The organism is Haloprofundus salinisoli (assembly GCF_020097815.1).
Taxonomy (GTDB): Archaea; Halobacteriota; Halobacteria; order Halobacteriales; family Haloferacaceae; genus Haloprofundus; species Haloprofundus salinisoli.
Map to the genome: position 1 here is coordinate 1421890 of NZ_CP083663.1, position 15498 is coordinate 1437387.

At 66.0% G+C, this 15498-nt stretch carries 16 protein-coding genes; 9 read left to right on the top strand and 7 right to left on the bottom strand.

The window, feature by feature from the left end:
- Window positions 1–132 precede the first annotated feature (132 nt).
- The 3 genes from cgi121 to LAQ73_RS07585 form a co-directional block, all read right to left on the bottom strand.
- Entirely contained in the window at window positions 133–627 is a 495-nt protein-coding gene (cgi121, locus tag LAQ73_RS07575) for a KEOPS complex subunit Cgi121 (protein WP_224270617.1), read from the bottom strand.
- Window positions 624–3020, bottom strand: coding sequence for an ATP-dependent DNA helicase (locus LAQ73_RS07580; protein ID WP_224270618.1), 2397 nt, complete (start codon window positions 3018–3020; stop codon window positions 624–626). Before LAQ73_RS07580 ends, cgi121 begins: the two co-directional genes overlap by 4 nt.
- 76 nt (window positions 3021–3096) lie before the next feature.
- Entirely contained in the window at window positions 3097–3702 is a 606-nt protein-coding gene (locus LAQ73_RS07585; RefSeq protein WP_224270619.1) for a GNAT family N-acetyltransferase, read from the bottom strand.
- A 134-nt stretch (window positions 3703–3836) separates the two neighbouring features.
- Here LAQ73_RS07585 and LAQ73_RS07590 point away from each other — a divergent pair, with 134 nt between their 5' ends.
- The 3 genes from LAQ73_RS07590 to LAQ73_RS07600 all read left to right on the top strand — a co-directional run bounded on the left by LAQ73_RS07590 (window position 3837) and on the right by LAQ73_RS07600 (window position 7147).
- A complete protein-coding gene (locus tag LAQ73_RS07590) occupies window positions 3837–4082 on the top strand; it encodes a ferredoxin (RefSeq protein ID WP_224270620.1) in 246 nt (81 codons plus the stop codon).
- Window positions 4083–4156: 74 nt separating this feature from the next.
- A complete protein-coding gene (locus LAQ73_RS07595; protein ID WP_224270621.1) occupies window positions 4157–6592 on the top strand; it encodes a DEAD/DEAH box helicase in 2436 nt (811 codons plus the stop codon).
- Between the two features lie 306 nt (window positions 6593–6898).
- On the top strand, window positions 6899–7147 hold the full coding sequence (locus LAQ73_RS07600; RefSeq protein ID WP_224270622.1) for a hypothetical protein: 249 nt from the start codon (window positions 6899–6901) through the stop codon (window positions 7145–7147).
- 95 nt (window positions 7148–7242) lie between these two features.
- On the opposite strand, the gene LAQ73_RS07605 is transcribed toward LAQ73_RS07600, so the two are convergent.
- Window positions 7243–7863 (bottom strand): Sjogren's syndrome/scleroderma autoantigen 1 family protein, encoded by a 621-nt coding sequence (locus LAQ73_RS07605; RefSeq protein WP_224270623.1) that lies wholly within the window; start codon window positions 7861–7863, stop codon window positions 7243–7245.
- Between LAQ73_RS07605 and LAQ73_RS07610 the strand changes: the two genes are divergently transcribed.
- Together LAQ73_RS07610 and mdh are read left to right on the top strand one after the other, a co-directional pair.
- Window positions 7862–8005 (top strand): hypothetical protein, encoded by a 144-nt coding sequence (locus LAQ73_RS07610; protein ID WP_224270624.1) that lies wholly within the window; start codon window positions 7862–7864, stop codon window positions 8003–8005. The genes LAQ73_RS07605 and LAQ73_RS07610 overlap by 2 nt on opposite strands.
- A 60-nt stretch (window positions 8006–8065) precedes the next feature.
- Entirely contained in the window at window positions 8066–8980 is a 915-nt protein-coding gene (mdh, locus tag LAQ73_RS07615; protein ID WP_224270625.1) for a malate dehydrogenase, read from the top strand.
- Window positions 8981–9065: 85 nt separating this feature from the next.
- Here the strand turns inward: mdh and LAQ73_RS07620 are convergent, their stop codons facing one another.
- Window positions 9066–9260, bottom strand: coding sequence for a hypothetical protein (locus LAQ73_RS07620; RefSeq protein ID WP_224270626.1), 195 nt, complete (start codon window positions 9258–9260; stop codon window positions 9066–9068).
- A gap of 163 nt (window positions 9261–9423) precedes the next feature.
- Here LAQ73_RS07620 and LAQ73_RS07625 point away from each other — a divergent pair, with 163 nt between their 5' ends.
- Window positions 9424–9891 carry an FxLYD domain-containing protein gene (locus LAQ73_RS07625; protein ID WP_224270627.1) on the top strand — a complete coding sequence of 156 codons (468 nt, stop codon included), beginning with the start codon at window positions 9424–9426 and terminating at the stop codon, window positions 9889–9891.
- Between the two features lie 25 nt (window positions 9892–9916).
- Here the strand turns inward: LAQ73_RS07625 and LAQ73_RS07630 are convergent, their stop codons facing one another.
- Window positions 9917–11176: a COG1470 family protein gene (locus tag LAQ73_RS07630; RefSeq protein WP_224270628.1), complete on the bottom strand. Its 1260-nt coding sequence runs from the start codon at window positions 11174–11176 to the stop codon at window positions 9917–9919.
- A gap of 136 nt (window positions 11177–11312) precedes the next feature.
- Window positions 11313–13058 carry an excinuclease ABC subunit C gene (locus LAQ73_RS07635; RefSeq protein WP_224270629.1) on the bottom strand — a complete coding sequence of 582 codons (1746 nt, stop codon included), beginning with the start codon at window positions 13056–13058 and terminating at the stop codon, window positions 11313–11315.
- A 227-nt stretch (window positions 13059–13285) separates the two neighbouring features.
- Here LAQ73_RS07635 and LAQ73_RS07640 point away from each other — a divergent pair, with 227 nt between their 5' ends.
- The 3 genes from LAQ73_RS07640 (at window position 13286) to LAQ73_RS07650 (ending at window position 15404) form a co-directional block, all read left to right on the top strand.
- A complete protein-coding gene (locus LAQ73_RS07640; RefSeq protein ID WP_224270738.1) occupies window positions 13286–13549 on the top strand; it encodes a DUF7967 family protein in 264 nt (87 codons plus the stop codon).
- 116 nt (window positions 13550–13665) lie between these two features.
- A complete protein-coding gene (locus LAQ73_RS07645; protein WP_224270630.1) occupies window positions 13666–14592 on the top strand; it encodes an ABC transporter ATP-binding protein in 927 nt (308 codons plus the stop codon).
- Window positions 14589–15404 carry an ABC transporter permease gene (locus tag LAQ73_RS07650; protein ID WP_224270631.1) on the top strand — a complete coding sequence of 272 codons (816 nt, stop codon included), beginning with the start codon at window positions 14589–14591 and terminating at the stop codon, window positions 15402–15404. Before LAQ73_RS07645 ends, LAQ73_RS07650 begins: the two co-directional genes overlap by 4 nt.
- Window positions 15405–15498: the final 94 nt, after the last annotated feature.

Below are 15498 nucleotides of genomic sequence, written 5' to 3' on the forward strand. Positions count from 1 at the left end.
AGACGACCTAAAGCGGATTTCTGCGCAGACGGGACCTGGCTACTCGTCCCTCTTCGACGCAACCGAACCCGACGCAGTCTCTCGGTCTCCAGTCGAAACGGAGGGGTTGTTCGAAACCGAAATTCTTTACAATCACTTCTCGACATCGAGCAACGCGACGCGCTCGTGGACGGTGTCCGAGAGCGTCCCTTCGGTCGCCGCCAACTCCAGTTCCGTGACGTCGAAGAACTCGAAGAGGCGGTCTCTATCGTACTCGCCGAGCGTCGGCGTCTCGTCGAGATTCAGTTCGTCGGCGACCGCGTCGACGGCCACGGCTTCCGCACCGCCGTCGACTAAGACGACAAGCGACACGAGACCTTCCCGAAGCCCCATCTCGAACGCCTGGTCGATTTGGCGTCGTCCGGCGGCGTAGAGCAGAACCTCGACGGCGCGGTCGCGGGCGACGTTCTCGCCACGGGAGATGGCGCGGTCGGCGAGTTCGACCGCTCGTTCGAGATGCAGACGGTCGACGACGTAGCGGGCATCAAATGCTTGGACCGTTGTCTCGTGCTCGTCGGCGATGTCGCCGAGCGCGGCGACGACGGCGTCGATATCCTCGATTCTCGCGTCGCCTTCGACGAGTCTCATCCGAAATCACCCAGGCTCGACTGGTCGTCGTCGCCACCGCCCCTGCCGCCTCCGCCGCTCGACGCCGAACGACTAGCGCTCGCGGGTGTGAACTCGGCGGGTGCGGCTGATTCGTCGGCCTTCACGTCGTCCATCGCGGGGTCGCGCCGGCCGACGTTCTCCAGCACTGTTTCGGCGGTCTTTCGACGGCCGCGGAGCGCCGCGAGGATGACGGATTTGTCGGCCTCGCGGAGGTCGGCGCGACTCTCGACGCCGGCCTCGAACAGCCGTCTGGCGCGCTTTCGACCGATACCGCGGACGCCCGCGAGGTTGAGCAGTTCCTCGCGGACGCCGTACTCGATGCGCTTTTTGGCCTCGCGGACGGCGACGTTCGAGCCCAGGTTCAGTTCGCCCGCGAGCTGTTCGGCCGCGCCCAACAGCCACTCGGCGGTGTCGACTTTCCCCCGTATGTCGCCGGGACCGACGCCGTAGCGCTCGGTGATGCGGTCCTCGTCGACCTCCATCGACCAGTCTTCGAGCAGCTTCGCCGTCTTCAGCGCGGCCAGCCAGTCCTCGAAGGCGACGTCGTCGTACTCGGAGGGGACGTGGCCGAGGAACTCGCCCTCACGCTCGTAGCAGAGTTCGGTGTACGTCGAGCGGTCGCCGGATTTGAGGTAGAGCTGGTACATATCCGGCGTGCGCGAGACGAGGTGGTAGAGGCCGAGCGCCGTCGGCTTGGGCGCGTCGCCCGCCGACTCCGACGCTTCGTCGCTTCGCAGGTCGCTCGCGGAGACGAAACCGGAGTCGCTGGCCTCGGTCGAACTCGCTTCTCCCTTCTTGCCGCCTTTCCGCTCCCACTCGCGCAGGCCGTCGATGATCCCGGCGGCGCTCATCGGGTCGAGGTAGAGCCGCGAGACGGTGTGGCCGATGCCGGTCGCGCGCAGCGTACCGTCGTCGCGTTCGACGAAGTCGTTGACCTCCAGATACCGGAGCACCGAATCGGTTACCTGTTTCAACCGACCTTCGTCGTCGGTCTGGGTCGCGTACAGCGTTCGGTCGAGAAACTCAAGGAGGCTCTCTCGGCTGTTGGCGAATCCGGAGGCGACGGTAGCGAGCACGTGAGTCCGCAGCGCGGGTTCGGCAGCGAGCTTCGAGCGCACCGGTTCGGGGTCGGCCCACAGGTAGCGCTCGAACAGTTCGTCCATCTCGTCGGCGTTCTTCGCCAAGAGGACTGCCTCGCCGTAGGGGTCGCGGCCGGGTCGGCCCGCGCGGCCCATCATCTGGTGGACTTCGAGGACGTTCAGCGGTTTCATGCCGCCGAACTCGCCGTCGTAGCGCCGCCAGTCGCGCACGACGACGCGCCGACTCGGCGTGTTTACCCCGGCGGCGAGCGTCGGCGTCGCGCTCACGACTTTGATGAGGCGGTCGCGGAACGCCGACTCGACGATGCTTCGGTGGTCGGGCGCGAGCCCGGCGTGGTGAAACGCCGCGCCCTTGGCGACGGCTCGCGCCAAATCTTTGCTCGTCTCGGTGTCGGAGACGTCTCGAATCTCGGCGGCCAGCTCGGAAAGTTCGTCGCGTTCCGCCGGTGTGAGCGCCGCGTCAGAGACGTCCGCGAGGCGCTTGGCGGCGGCTTCGGCGTTGCGCCGCGAGTTGACGAACACGAGCGACGAGCCGCCTTCCTCCAGGGTGTCGGCGACGAGCGCGGCGGTCTGTTTCTCGCCGCGTTCGACGCCCACCTCGCGCTGGCTTCCGTCGTCGAAGTTGATGGCGTTGCCGTAGTGGACGCCCGTCTTCAGGTCGATGGGTCGCCAGTCCGAGCGGACGAGGCTCGCGTCGAGCCAGTCGGCGACCTCCTCGGCGTTGCCGACGGTCGCAGAGAGCGCGACGACCTGCAGACCGGGGTTGATCTTCTGCAGCTTGGCGAGCGTGACTTCGAGCGTCGGCCCGCGGTGGCGGTCGTCGACGAGGTGGACTTCGTCGGCGACGACGCAGGTCAGGTCGGAGATCCACGAGGCGTTGTTGCGGACGAGCGAGTCGACTTTCTCGCTCGTGGCGACGATGATATCCCGAGTCGCGAGCCACTCGCTCGTCGAGTCGTAGTTACCCGTGGAGACGCCGACGTCGACGCCGAACTGCTCGAAGCGCTCGAACTCGGCTTTCTTCTCGGAGGCGAGCGCCCGAAGCGGGACGATGTAGAGGGCTTTGCCGCCGCGCCGGACGCTCGACAGCATCGCCAGCTCGGCGATGAACGTCTTTCCCGAGGCGGTGGGGATGGAGGCGACGAGGCTCTCGCCGTCGGTGACGCCCGCCTCGACGGCTTCGGCCTGCGGCGGGTAGAGTTCCTCGATGCCGCCCTCGTGGAAGAACTCCGGAACGCCCGCCGGCAGACCCGTGAGGTCCGCTGTCTTCATTAGACGGAGTTGGCGTCTCCTCCGGTTTAAACTGTCGGGAGCGGGGTGGAAGTGGTGGCGACGAACGGGGAGACTTCTACCCCGTCGCCGCCTCGTACTCCTCACGCGTAATCGTGTACCGATGCTGGTCGGTTACCTCGCCGGTCGGCCGTGATTTGAAGTTACGAAGCAGTCCCTCGTACGTCCCACCGAACGACTCGATGTAGCGAGAAATCATCCGTCGTGAGCGGTCGTTTCCCGCAGCGGCGGTCGTGTAGTAGCAGTCGAGGTCGAAACGCTCGAAGGTGAGTTCGACCATCTTCTCGGCGCGCTCGGTACCGTAGCCGCGACCCCAGAACGGTTCGGCGAGGATGACGCTGGAACTTCCGCTCTGTAATTTCCACTGCGGGCGAAACGTTGTCAGTCCGGCGAGGTCACCCGCGTCGGCTTCGCCTTCCTTCGGGTAAACCGCGTACCGGGCGAACGTTCGTTCCTTCCGCTGGCGTTCGGCGTCGTCGACGAACTGCGCCACCTGGTCTAACTGCTCGAATCGGAACCACGGCATGTGTTCTGTCACCTGCGACTGCCACGTCTCGGACTGCGCGAGGTCGTACAACGCGAAGAGGTCCGTATCGTCGTGCGAGACGCGCTCGAACGCGAGGCGGTCGGTCTCGAAGCGCTCGGGAAACAGGGGAGTCGGCATACCGTCTCGACGGTTTCCAGGGACTTTGCTTCCGGGTCGAGTCGCACAGGCGACCCGACCGTGACTCTCACCGTCCTTTCGTGCGCCGCCTCCCACGTCGTCACGGCTTTGTAACCGACCGACGAACTCCCGATATGCGAATCGAGTTCGACCGCGACACCTGCATCGGAATGTACCAGTGCGTCGACGAGTGGGAGGCGTTCGAGAAGAACATGGACGAGGGGAAAGCCGACCTCGAAGGCGCAGAGGAGACCGACGACCAACTGTTCGTCCGCGAAGTGCCCGAAGACGCCGAGTTCGACGCTGAGTTCGCCGCCCGCGTCTGCCCCGTCGACGCCATCAGGGTATACGACGACGATGGCGAACAAGTGGTCCCGTAGACCGTTTCAACTCCTCATTCTACTTTCACCGCGGTTCACGAACGCTTATCCGAGAGAACGACGAAGCCGACTCGATGGCCGCCACCGACGAGGTCGCCTACGTCGAACACCCGCTTCTCGCCCCCAGTTTCATCGAACGCCGTCTCTACCAGATCCAACTCGCCGGAACCGCACGCGACGGCCACACGCTCGTCTGTCTCCCCACGGGTCTGGGCAAGACGACGGTCAGCCTCCTCGTCACGGCCGAACGCCTCTCGGAGGTCGGCGGGAAATCTCTCCTTCTCGCGCCGACGAAACCGCTCGTCCAACAGCACGCCGACTTCTACCGCGAAGCGCTGTCGATACCAGACGACGACATCGTCGTCTTCACCGGCGACGTCCGCCCCGACGACCGGGCGGCGCTGTGGGAGGACGCACAGATCGTCATCGCCACGCCTCAAGTCGTCGAAAACGACCTCGTCGGCGGCAGAGTGAGCCTCGAAGGCGTCACCCACCTCACCTTCGACGAGTGTCACCGCGGCACCGGCGACTACGCCTACGTCTACATCGCCGAACGTTACCACCAGGACGCGGAAAACGCCCTCGTCACCGGGATGAGCGCGTCGCCCGGCGGCGACAAGGAGGACATCCTCACCGTCTGTGAGAACCTCGGACTCGTCGACGTGACGGTGATGACCGAGGACGACGCCGACGTCGCCGAGTACACCTACGACACCGAAGTCGAGTGGGAGCGGATCAGTCTCCCCGAGGAGATTCTGACTATCCGCGACGCGCTCAACGAGGTCATCACGGACCGCCTGAGCAAACTGAAGTCGCTCGGCGTGACGCGGGCGACGAGTCCCGACATCTCCCAGAAGCAGCTGAACGGCATCCGCGCCGAGTTGCAGAAGATGATAAACGCCGACAACGGCGACGGCTACAAAGGGATGTCCGTCCACGCGGAGGTGATGAAGCTCCGGCGGGCGGTCGAACTCGTCGAGACGCAGAGCGTCGAATCCGTCCGAAGATACTTCGAGCGCCAGCGCAACGCCGCTCGCTCGTCGGGGGCGTCGAAAGCCAGTCAGCGTCTCGTCGCCGAGCCCAAAGTCCGCGAAGCGATGCGACTGGCCGAGTCGTACGACGAACTGCACCCGAAGTTCTCGAAGACGCGCATCCTCCTCGCCGAAACGCTGGGCCTCGGCGGCGGCGAGCGCGTCATCGTCTTCACCGAGTCGCGCGACACGGCCGAGGCCCTGACGGAGTTCCTCTCGCAGAGCTTCGACGCCCAGCGGTTCGTCGGCCAAGGCGACAAGGAGGGCTCCGACGGGATGACCCAGAAGGAACAGCAGGAGACGCTCGACGCCTTCCGCGGTGGGGAGTTCGAGGTGCTCGTCTCCACCTCCGTCGCCGAGGAGGGGCTCGACGTGCCGGAGGTCGACCTCGTGCTCTTCTACGAACCCGTGCCGACGGCGATTCGCTCTATCCAGCGGAAAGGTCGGACGGGCCGACAGACCGAGGGCCGCGTCGTCGTTCTCATGGCCGAAGACACCCGCGACGAGGCGTACTTCTGGATTTCGCGGCGCAAAGAGAGCCAGATGGAGGACGAGTTGAAGAAACTGAAAGGCGTCGCCGAGGAGGTCGAAGACGAGCTCGACGACTCCCAGCAGCGTCTCGACGCCTTCGAGGGGAGCACAGAGAGCGGCCCGACCGCCCGCGAAAAACGGATGCAACCCGGACTGACGGAGTTCTCCGTGTCGGACGGAGACGACGCGACGGCTGACAGCGCAACCGACGACGCGGACGACGATGAAGCGACCGCCGCCGAGGACGACACCGATGGTTCGGACGGCATCGTCGCCACCGCCGACAGCGGCGACGACGAGGAGGTCGTCGAAATCGTCGCCGACCAGCGCGAGCTCGACTCGACCATCGCCCGCGATCTCTCGACGCGCGAGGGTGTCCGGACCCGACTGGAGACGCTCGCCGTCGGTGACTACGTGCTCTCGGACCGCGTCGCCGTCGAACGGAAATCCGTCTCCGACTTCCTCGACACGCTCACCGGCGGCGACCGTTCGCTGTTCGAGCAGGTCGCGGACATGTCGAGACACTACTCGCGGCCCATCGTCGTCATCGAGGGCGACCGCCTCTACGAGGAGCGGAACGTCCACCCGAACGCGATTCGCGGCGCGCTCTCCAGTCTCGCCGTCGACTTCGGCGTGAGCGTCCTCCGAACCGAGGACGAGAAGGACACCGCCGACCTGCTGGAGGTCATCGCCACACGCGAGCAGGTGAGCGCCGAGCGTTCGGTCCGCGTCCACGGCGAGAAGAGCGCGAAGACGCTCGACGAACAGCAGGAGTACGTCGTCAGTTCCATCGCCGACATCGGTCCGGTGTCCGCCCGTGCGCTGTTGGAACACTTCGGCTCCGTCGAGGCCGTGATGATCGCCTCGAAGGAGGAACTGTTGGAGGTCCACGGCGTCGGCGAGGTGACCGCCGACCGAATTCGAGAGGTCGTCGGCAGCGATTATTAGGCGTATTAGGGCCTCTGGTGGCCGCTTAGGGGTCTGGGGTAAAGCTCATAGAGCTTGGTTTGCTACTTAGTAGCACGGTATGGTCAGCGACGCTTCGCAGTACGAATCCCCGCAACACGAGTACTACTGGTCGAAAGAGAAACTACTCTACGGTAGTGCACGGACACGTCCGACCGAACGGAGTCGATACACCCACACGCCACACTCTCGCGACGTGGACGCTCGCTCCACCCGAACGCAGCGTGTATCAGAATACCGCGATTCGCAGCCCCTCACCGACTGCAACTCGCCCATAACAGTACTCAAATGACATCTCACGACTCGCTCGATTCGAGTAAAGAGATGACGCTGTACGGTACTGCACAGCACGAAACGGAAACGAACACGCCGGAACGGGTGTACGGGCCACCGCGACACGAGACGATGACAGGCCCGTACCCCTGTTCCGGAAGCGAACTCGCGCGTCCGACCGTTACCACCGACTTCGACGGCGACGACGTCGAAGAGAGCGAACCACCGACCGGGGAAATCTCCCGACGCGAGACGTCTCTGTGACCGGTTGACGTCGTCTCGGGGCCGATATTCGTTCAGCCGCCCGAGAATCGAGAGACCGCGGGGGTCGGTACTGTTCTTCGGATTCGACTGTCACGCTATCGATTCAGCGCCGAGAGCGTCTCAGCCGCTTCTCTGGCCGCCGACAACAGCTCCTTGGCTCGCCGCGGATCCTCCGCGTTCTCGGCGGCAGTGGCGTAGCGCGTCACCGTTCGGACGAGCGCGGCACGTGCGTCGCTCAGGTCACCCGACGCCGACTGCGACTGCGACGCCGAGCCCGTCGACGTTCGACCGCGCACCGACGCGGCGGACGACGGAGCAGACTGCTGCGTGGTTGCGGGGTCGTCGCTCTCGTCGGTCGACGGTCGCCGAGCCGTCGAGGGCTCTCCCGACTGCGGCGGCTCCGGCGTGACTTCGACTTCGTCGCTTCCGTCGGCGTCGTCTCCCGACTTCAGTTCCGCCTGCATTTCGTCGTCGGTCGCTTCCGCCCGTGCCGCCTCCGCCGACCCGGCGGTCTGGTCGCTCTGACACGTCGGGCAGAACGCCTGGCCCTGATAGCGGAAGATGGGGTCGCCGCAGGTGTCGCAGTGTTTGTTCGTCATCGTCGCGCCTTTCAACAGGAGTTCGCTCATCCGCTGGGTGGATTTGCGCTTCTCCTCGTCGCGGGCGAACTTCTCCCGAAGCTTCTCCCGCTCGGCTTCCTTGTCGAACTCGCTCATGTCGCGGCACAAGGTCTCCTGTGCCGAAAAAGTCACCGGGAAGCGCGCCTGCGGCGGCGACGTAACCGCGCTCCGTTCGGTCGCTCTCGCCAGTCGACGCTCGCCTGGAGTTCGACGGCTGACGAACCCCGAACTCGGGTAGTTCGGTTTTATGGGGGGTTCCGAAGCGTTTAATCGCGTTCCGCGGTCAGATTTACGTGGTATGACGAAAGTGAGCGTGGTCGGTGCCGCCGGGACGGTGGGCGCCGCCGCTGGATACAACATCGCGCTGCGGGACATCGCCGACGAACTCGTCTTCGTCGACATCCCGGACATGGAGGACAAGACTGTCGGCCAGGCGGCCGACACGAACCACGGCGTCGCCTACGACTCGAACACCGTCGTCCGACAGGGCGGCTACGAGGACACCGAGGGCTCCGACGTCGTCGTCATCACGGCGGGCATCCCGCGTAAGGAGGGCCAGACCCGCATCGATCTCGCGGGCGACAACGCACCCATCATGGCCGACATCGGCTCCTCGCTCGCGGAGTACAACGACGACTTCGTCTCCATCACCACCTCGAACCCGGTCGACCTGCTCAACCGCCACCTCTACGAGGCCGGCGACCGCGACCGCCACAAAGTCATCGGCTTCGGCGGCCGCCTCGACTCCGCGCGCTTCCGCTACGTGCTCTCGCAGCGCTTCGACGTCCCCGTCAAGAACGTCGAGGCGACGATTCTCGGCGAACACGGCGACGCGCAGGTGCCGGTGTTCTCGAAGGTCCGCGTCGACGGCCGCGACCCCGAGTTCACCGACGGCGAGCGCGAGGAGATTCTCTCCGACCTCCAAGAGTCCGCGATGGACGTCATCAGCCGAAAGGGCGCGACCCAGTGGGGTCCGGCGACCGGCGTCGCCCACATGGTCGAGGCCGTCCTTCGCGACACCGGCGAAGTGCTCCCCGGCAGTCTCGTCCTCAACGGCGAGTACGGCTACGAGGACACCGCCTTCGGCGTCCCGGTCAAACTCGGCTCGGAGGGTATCGTCGAGGTCGTCGACTGGGACCTCGACGAGTACGAGCAGGGTCTCATGGACGACGCCGCCGAGAAACTCCGCGACCAGTACGACAAGATCGCGTAACTGCGACGCGCTGGCGACCGATTCTCTCACGTTTTTCGCGTCTTGTTCCCGTCGGCGTCACGTGTCGCGGCCGGGTCGGACGCGGCTACCGTATCAGCTGCTCCAACAGGCGCGCCTGTCGACGCCGGGCGCGGACGTAGCCGACGGCGGTGTGCCCGCACATCAGCAGACAGAAGACGAGCAGGCCCGCGCCGACGGCTAACTCGAACCCGGTCTGGTTCAACTGATCGAGGCCCGAAACGACTCCGAAGAGCGGGAAGACCGCTGCGGCGTGGAGCATCGAAATCACACTCCTCGCTACGTCCACCGAGTATAACGACATACGCCGACTACTCGACGGTAAGCACGCCCCAATCGCTCGAAATCGGTGCCTACTCCCGTTCCCTCGGCGCCAACAATCACAACGCCGAAACAGTTAGTAACGTAGACATTATCTCTCCGATATGCGCCGCCGCGCCCTCCTCTCGATCGCCGGCACCATCGTCGCAACGACCACCGCAGGCTGTACCGACGCGTTCCTCGACGGCTCGAACACCGTCGACGACGCCTCCGACTCCGAAGACGAGACTCGGTCGTCGACACCGACGCCGACGCCCGCACCGACGTTCGACGCCGGGTCGGCGAGCGTCGAACTCCTCGACCACGAACTCGTCCGGACGAACGCCGGCGCGTCCGACGAACTCGTCGCCGTCGCCGGCACGGTACGGAACACCGGAGACGAGTCGCTCTCTGGACTCACGCTCCGCGTGCAGTTTCTCGACGCCACCGGTGAGTCGCTGGCGACGACGACGATCGACGTCCGCACACTCGCCGTCGGCCGGTCGTGGACGTTCGAGTCGACGTACCCCGGGACGGGTGCGGGCGCCGCAGACGTCGCGGACTACCGTCTCATCGCGTCAGCGGACGAATAAAAAAAATCGGCGCTGTTTTTCGCCGTTACTCGCTCGACTCGTGACGGTCTAGCTCGTACTGGAAGCCGATGGTGTTCTCCGGCGTGACGCGGAGCGTCCAGTCGCCCGCCGCCGGGTCGTCGACGCGGTAGACGAACTCCTCGCCGCCGTTGCGGACGGCGTAGTCCTCGCCCTGTTCGACGGCGTTGCGCGCCCGTTCGCCGCTCAGGTCGACGAACCCGCTGCTGCTGACGCGGACGCGTTCGGCCTCGACGACGTTGCCGTCGGGGTCGACGAACTCGACGTCGAAGTCGGCCTCGTCGCCGTCGTCGGCACCGTAGTGGCTGTTCGGCGAGAGCGTGAGCGTCACGTTCTCGGTGTCGTCGCTGACTTCGAAGTCGGTCTCGAACGCCTCCGACGGCTGTTTCCAGACGACGAAGTTGACGCCGACTCGCTGCCAGTAGTCGTTGTTCGCCTGGCGGTTCGGGTCGTTCAGTCCGAGGTTGACGTTGGCGTTGTACCGGCCGCGGTCGGCCTCCTCGGGCGGCGACACGGTGATGGAGACGGTCGCCGTCTCACCGGGGGCGATCTGGCTCGGCGCGTCGATATCTATCCAGGAGGGGTTGAGTTGGTTCGGACAGTGACCGCTGCAGTAGCGGCGCTCGGTGGTCAGCTCCGGGTTCAGCGGGACGGCGCTGTCGCCGGTGTTCTCGACGACCAACTGACGGGTGAAGCTGTCTCCGGCTTCGACCTGCGCGTGGACGTAGGTGTCGGAGTGGATCGTCACCGTCGGCTCTCGCCACACGTTCGCCACGATGTGGGCGGAGTGAATCGGCTGTGCGGGACGACCGGGGTAGGTCACCGTCTCGTCGGTGAACGCGACGAGGGCGCGGTAGTCGGCCGTCTCGGCGTCTTCGGGAACCTCGACGGTGACGGTGTACTCGGCGGTCTCACCGGCGTCGATGCTGGTCGGGCCGTCGATGTCGACCCACTCGCTCTCGAGCGGGAACTCCATCATCGGCGCGGCCGAGAGGTGAGGGTCGACCTCGACGGTCTCGTCCTCGCCGTTCTTGACGCTGACCGTGTATTCGAGGCTCTCGCCCGGTTTCACGTCACGGTAGCTGTCGTCGACGTCGATGTACAGTCGCGTGTAGTTGGTCTCGGTTCGCTCCTCGGCCGCGGCGACGGAGTCGGCCGTCGCCGCAGGCACGTCGGCAGGGTCGTCGCTGGCCGGGAAGGCGGCCGCCGCTGGCAGTGCGCTCAGCACGACCAGCGCGACGAGCAACAGGTTGAATCGTCGTGTCATGGTTTGGTCGTAGCCACGGCTCGGCGTCTCGACCAAGCAGTGGAGGGCTTGGAGAGCACAGAGCGAGCTACGGTCTCACATTTGTTGGAATATATTAAATAACTTTTGACAGACTAGTTCGCACACCTGTCGTCCGCTACCGCCCGCCCGAGAGTCGCTGTTTGAGCGCCGCCGCCGTCTTCTCGCCGACGCCCGGCACGTCGCGGAGGTCGGCGGCCGACGCGGTGCGGATGCTATCGACGCTCCCGAAGCGTCTGAGCAGATTCTGCCGCGTCGACGGACCGACGCCGGGAACGTCGTCCAAGACGGTCTTCACGTCGTCTCGTAGCGTTTGGTGGTACGCGACGGCGAAGCGGTGGGCCTCGTCGCGGACGCGCTGGAGCACGTGGAGGTGCGGCGCGTCGCTCGGCCAGTTGTACACCCCCGAGTCGGTGATGACCAGCTCCTCGTCCTTCGCCAGCGCGATTGCGGGAACGTCCCAGCCGACCTCCCGAAGCGCGTCCTGGGCCGCGCCCAGCTGCCCGTCGCCGCCGTCGATGAGGAGTAAGTCGGGGTCCGGTCTGTCGTCGCGGCCCTCGACGGCGCGCTCGGCCCGCCAGCGGATCAACTCGCGCATGTTCGCGTAGTCGTCGTTCCGATTGGGGAGCTTCTTTCGTCGGTAGTCAGATTTCTCCGCACTCCCGTCCACGAAGCACACGTCGCTGCCGACGACGGCCCTCCCCTGCGCGTGACTCACGTCGAACCCCTCGATTCGCGTCGGCCGCCGAATGCCGAGCGCGTCCGCCAGAGCGCCGAGCTCGTCGCCGCGGGCGGGACCGCGGCGGGCGTTCTTCAGCGCGAGTTCGACGAGCTTCGCTTCCCGACCCGCGCCCGGGACGCGGACGTCGACGCCCTCGGTTTCGAGCCACGCGAACAGTTCGGCGTCGTCAGGTCGCTCCGAGAGCAGCAGGGCGTCGGGGAGTCGCCGCTCGGCGTAGTACTGGGGGACGAAGGCCGCCAACACCTCGGCGACTCGGTCCTCGCCCTCGGGCGCTTGCAGGCGGTGTCTCGACCGGTCGACCAACTGCCCCCGCTCGCTGTGCAGACGGGCGACGGTGGCGGTGTCGCCCTCGATGGCCGCGCCGAGCACGTCGACTTCGCGTTCTCGACTTCGCCCGGAGACAGCTTCGCCGCCGCCGCTGTGAAACGATTCGACGGCGTTGAGTTTGTCTCGCAGGTTTGCCGCGCGCTCGAACTCCTGGTTCTGTGCCGCCTCCTCCATCGCCCGGCGGAGGGGGTCGGCGAGCACGCCCGTCTCGCCCTCGAAGAACCGCGCGACCGAGCTCGCGTCCACTCGATACGCCTCCTCCGAGATTTCGCCGGTACACGGGGCCGTACAGAGCCCCATCTCGTAGTCGAGACAGGGTCGGTCCCGGCCGCTGTACTTGTGGTCCGAACAGCCGCGGACGCCGTAGGTTTCGCGGAGCGCCTTCACTACGACGTCCACTCTTCCTTTGTCGGTGTACGGCCCGAACACCGTCGCGCCCTCCTCGGGGTCGCGCGTCACCTCGATGCGCGGAATCGGGTTGTCGGTCAACTGGACGAGCGGGTAGGATTTGTCGTCCTTCAGGCGGACGTTGTACTTCGGCTGGTGGCGCTTGATGAGGTTCGCCTCCAGCAGCAGCGCCTGCGTCTCCGTGTCGGTGACGGCGAAGTCGATGTGCTCAGCGCGCCGGACCATCCGTCGGATGCGGCCGCTTCGGGGGTCGGCGTACGACCGAACGCGACTTCTGAGGTCGACTGCCTTCCCCACGTAGAGGACGGTGTCGTCGGCCAGAAACTGGTAGACGCCCGGCTCTTTCGGTAACTCGCGTGTGCGCTCACGAACGCCGCTCGCGTCCATTCGTCTTCGGTTAGTGACGGACGAGCTTGAGGGTGACGCGTTCGAGCGACTCGACTGCGGTCTGGCTCCTCTCTCGGCGGCTCGCGTCCGACTCCGACGACTCGCGTCCGACTCCGGCGACTGCACCCGTCTCTCTCCGCCTCCCGGCGTCCGGCGAACCGCGGACGCCGCGTGCCGACTTCGGCCGCTCCGCCATCTACAAACCGTTGTCGACCGAACGTCGGGACATGGTCGACTCCGTCCGCTGCTGGTTCGTCGAACGCGACTACACCGACCGCGACCTCATCGTCCTCACTTACGCGACGCTCGACGGCGAGCGAAGTTACAGGAAGGAACTCGCGGTCACCGTCATCGACAAGTACGACGTAACCGCCGCCGTCGACGTCGACCCGGAGAATCTCGAAACTATCGACGACCCCGAGCGCCGCGAGCGTTACGCGACGGAGGCCGAGCGGATGGCCGACTCGCACGCGCCCGACGACGAAGTATAGCCCTCGAAACGCCCGTTTTCGTCCCATACGGCGACGTGCTTTTGGAAACTCCGTCCGTGCGCTACGGTAGCAGTAAACCCAAAACACTTTATTTTGGACCGCGGCAAGCCCGGACCATGCCAGCTATCGAACTGTCGGACGTGACCAAGCGGTACGGCGACGTGACGGCCGTCCGCGACCTCGACCTCACGGTCTCTGAGGGCGAGGTGTTCGGCTTCCTCGGCCCGAACGGCGCGGGGAAATCGACGACGATAAACATGCTGTTGGACTTCGTCCGTCCCACCTCGGGGACCGTGCGCGTGTTGGGCCACGACGCCCAGCGCGAGAGCGTCACCGTTCGGCGGCGAACCGGCGTGCTCCCGGAGGGGTTCGACGTGTACGACCGCCTCACCGGGCGCAAACACATCGAGTTCGCGCTCCGCTCGAAGGAAGTCGACGTCTCCCCCGACGAGATGCTCGCCCGCGTCGGCCTCTCCGAGGCCGCCGACCGGAAGGCGGGCGGCTACTCGAAGGGGATGCGTCAGCGCCTCGCGCTCGGGATGGCGCTCGTCGGCGACCCGGACCTGCTCATCCTCGACGAACCCTCCTCCGGGCTGGACCCCGCCGGAGCCAAGGAGATGCGCGACATCGTCCGCGGCGAGGCCGACCGCGGCGCGACGGTGTTCTTCTCCAGTCACGTGCTCGGGCAGGTCGAGTCGGTCTGCGACCGCGTCGGCATCATGCGCGAGGGCGAACTCATCGCCGAGGACAGCATCGAGAGCCTCCGCGAGGCCGCCGGGAGCGACGAGACGCTCGTGCTCACCGTCGACAGCGCGACTCAGGACGACCTCGACGCCGTCCGGGCGCTCGACGGCGTCTCGGGCGCGACGACCGACGGCGGCACCGTCACCGTCTCCTGTGACAGCGGTGCGAAGACAGAAGTCATCGCCGCGCTCGAAGACCAGGGCGTGACCGTTCGGGACTTCGAGACGCAGTCGGCGTCGCTGGAGGACCTCTTTCTCTCCTACACCGAAGGCGAAGAGAAACGGGAGGTGTCGGCATGAGTTGGCAAGCCATCGCGCAGAAGGATTTCGAGGACGCCGTCCGCTCGCGGTGGGTGCTCGGCCTCACCGCGTTCTTCGTGCTTCTCATCGCCGCCGCGGCCTACTTCGTCCGACCCTCGCCCGGGCAGACGTTCAGCTCGAACCAACTGCTCGGTCTCGTCAGCGGGACGCTCGTGACGACGCTCATCCCGCTCATCGCGCTGGTGATGGCGTACAGCGCCGTCGTCGGCGAACGCGACTCCGGGTCGCTGAAACTGTTGCTCTCGCTGCCGCACTCGCGCGCCGACGTGGTGTTCGGGAAAGTCGCCGGTCGGTCGCTGGCGTTAGCGGTGCCAATCGTCGTCGGCTTCATCGTCCCGGCGCTTTTGTTGACGCTCGGCCCGCTGCAGTTCGACGCGCTCTCGTACATCGGGTACACTCTCCTCACCGTCTTCCTCGGCGTCGTCTTCGTCGCCATCGCCGTCGGTTTCTCCGCGGCGATGTCCTCGCAGCGAATCGCCGTTGGCGGTGCCTTCGCGCTGTACTGCCTCTTCGTCCCGCTGTGGGGGGCGGTTCGCTTCCCGCTGCAACTGTATCTGGGAATGGGCGGCGGTCCCTCCTGGTTACCTGTCGCCGGACAGGACCTCTTCACCGCGTTCCAGCTGCTGAACCCGAACGCGGCGTTCAAAATCATCTCCAACGCGTTCCTCAACGACCAGCTGTTCGCCGGCCAGAACGCGCAGCTCCAACTCGCCGCCGCCGGGATGCTCTTGGTGTGGCTGGCGGTGCCGCCGCTGCTCGGCTTCCTTCGGTTCGAGTCCGCGGACCTCTGAGGCGGTGATCGCAGCGCGTCTCGACGTGCTGCTCAGCCCCCGCGGTCGTCCTTCACCACGTCGACCATCTTCTACACCACCGCTCAACCCCCTG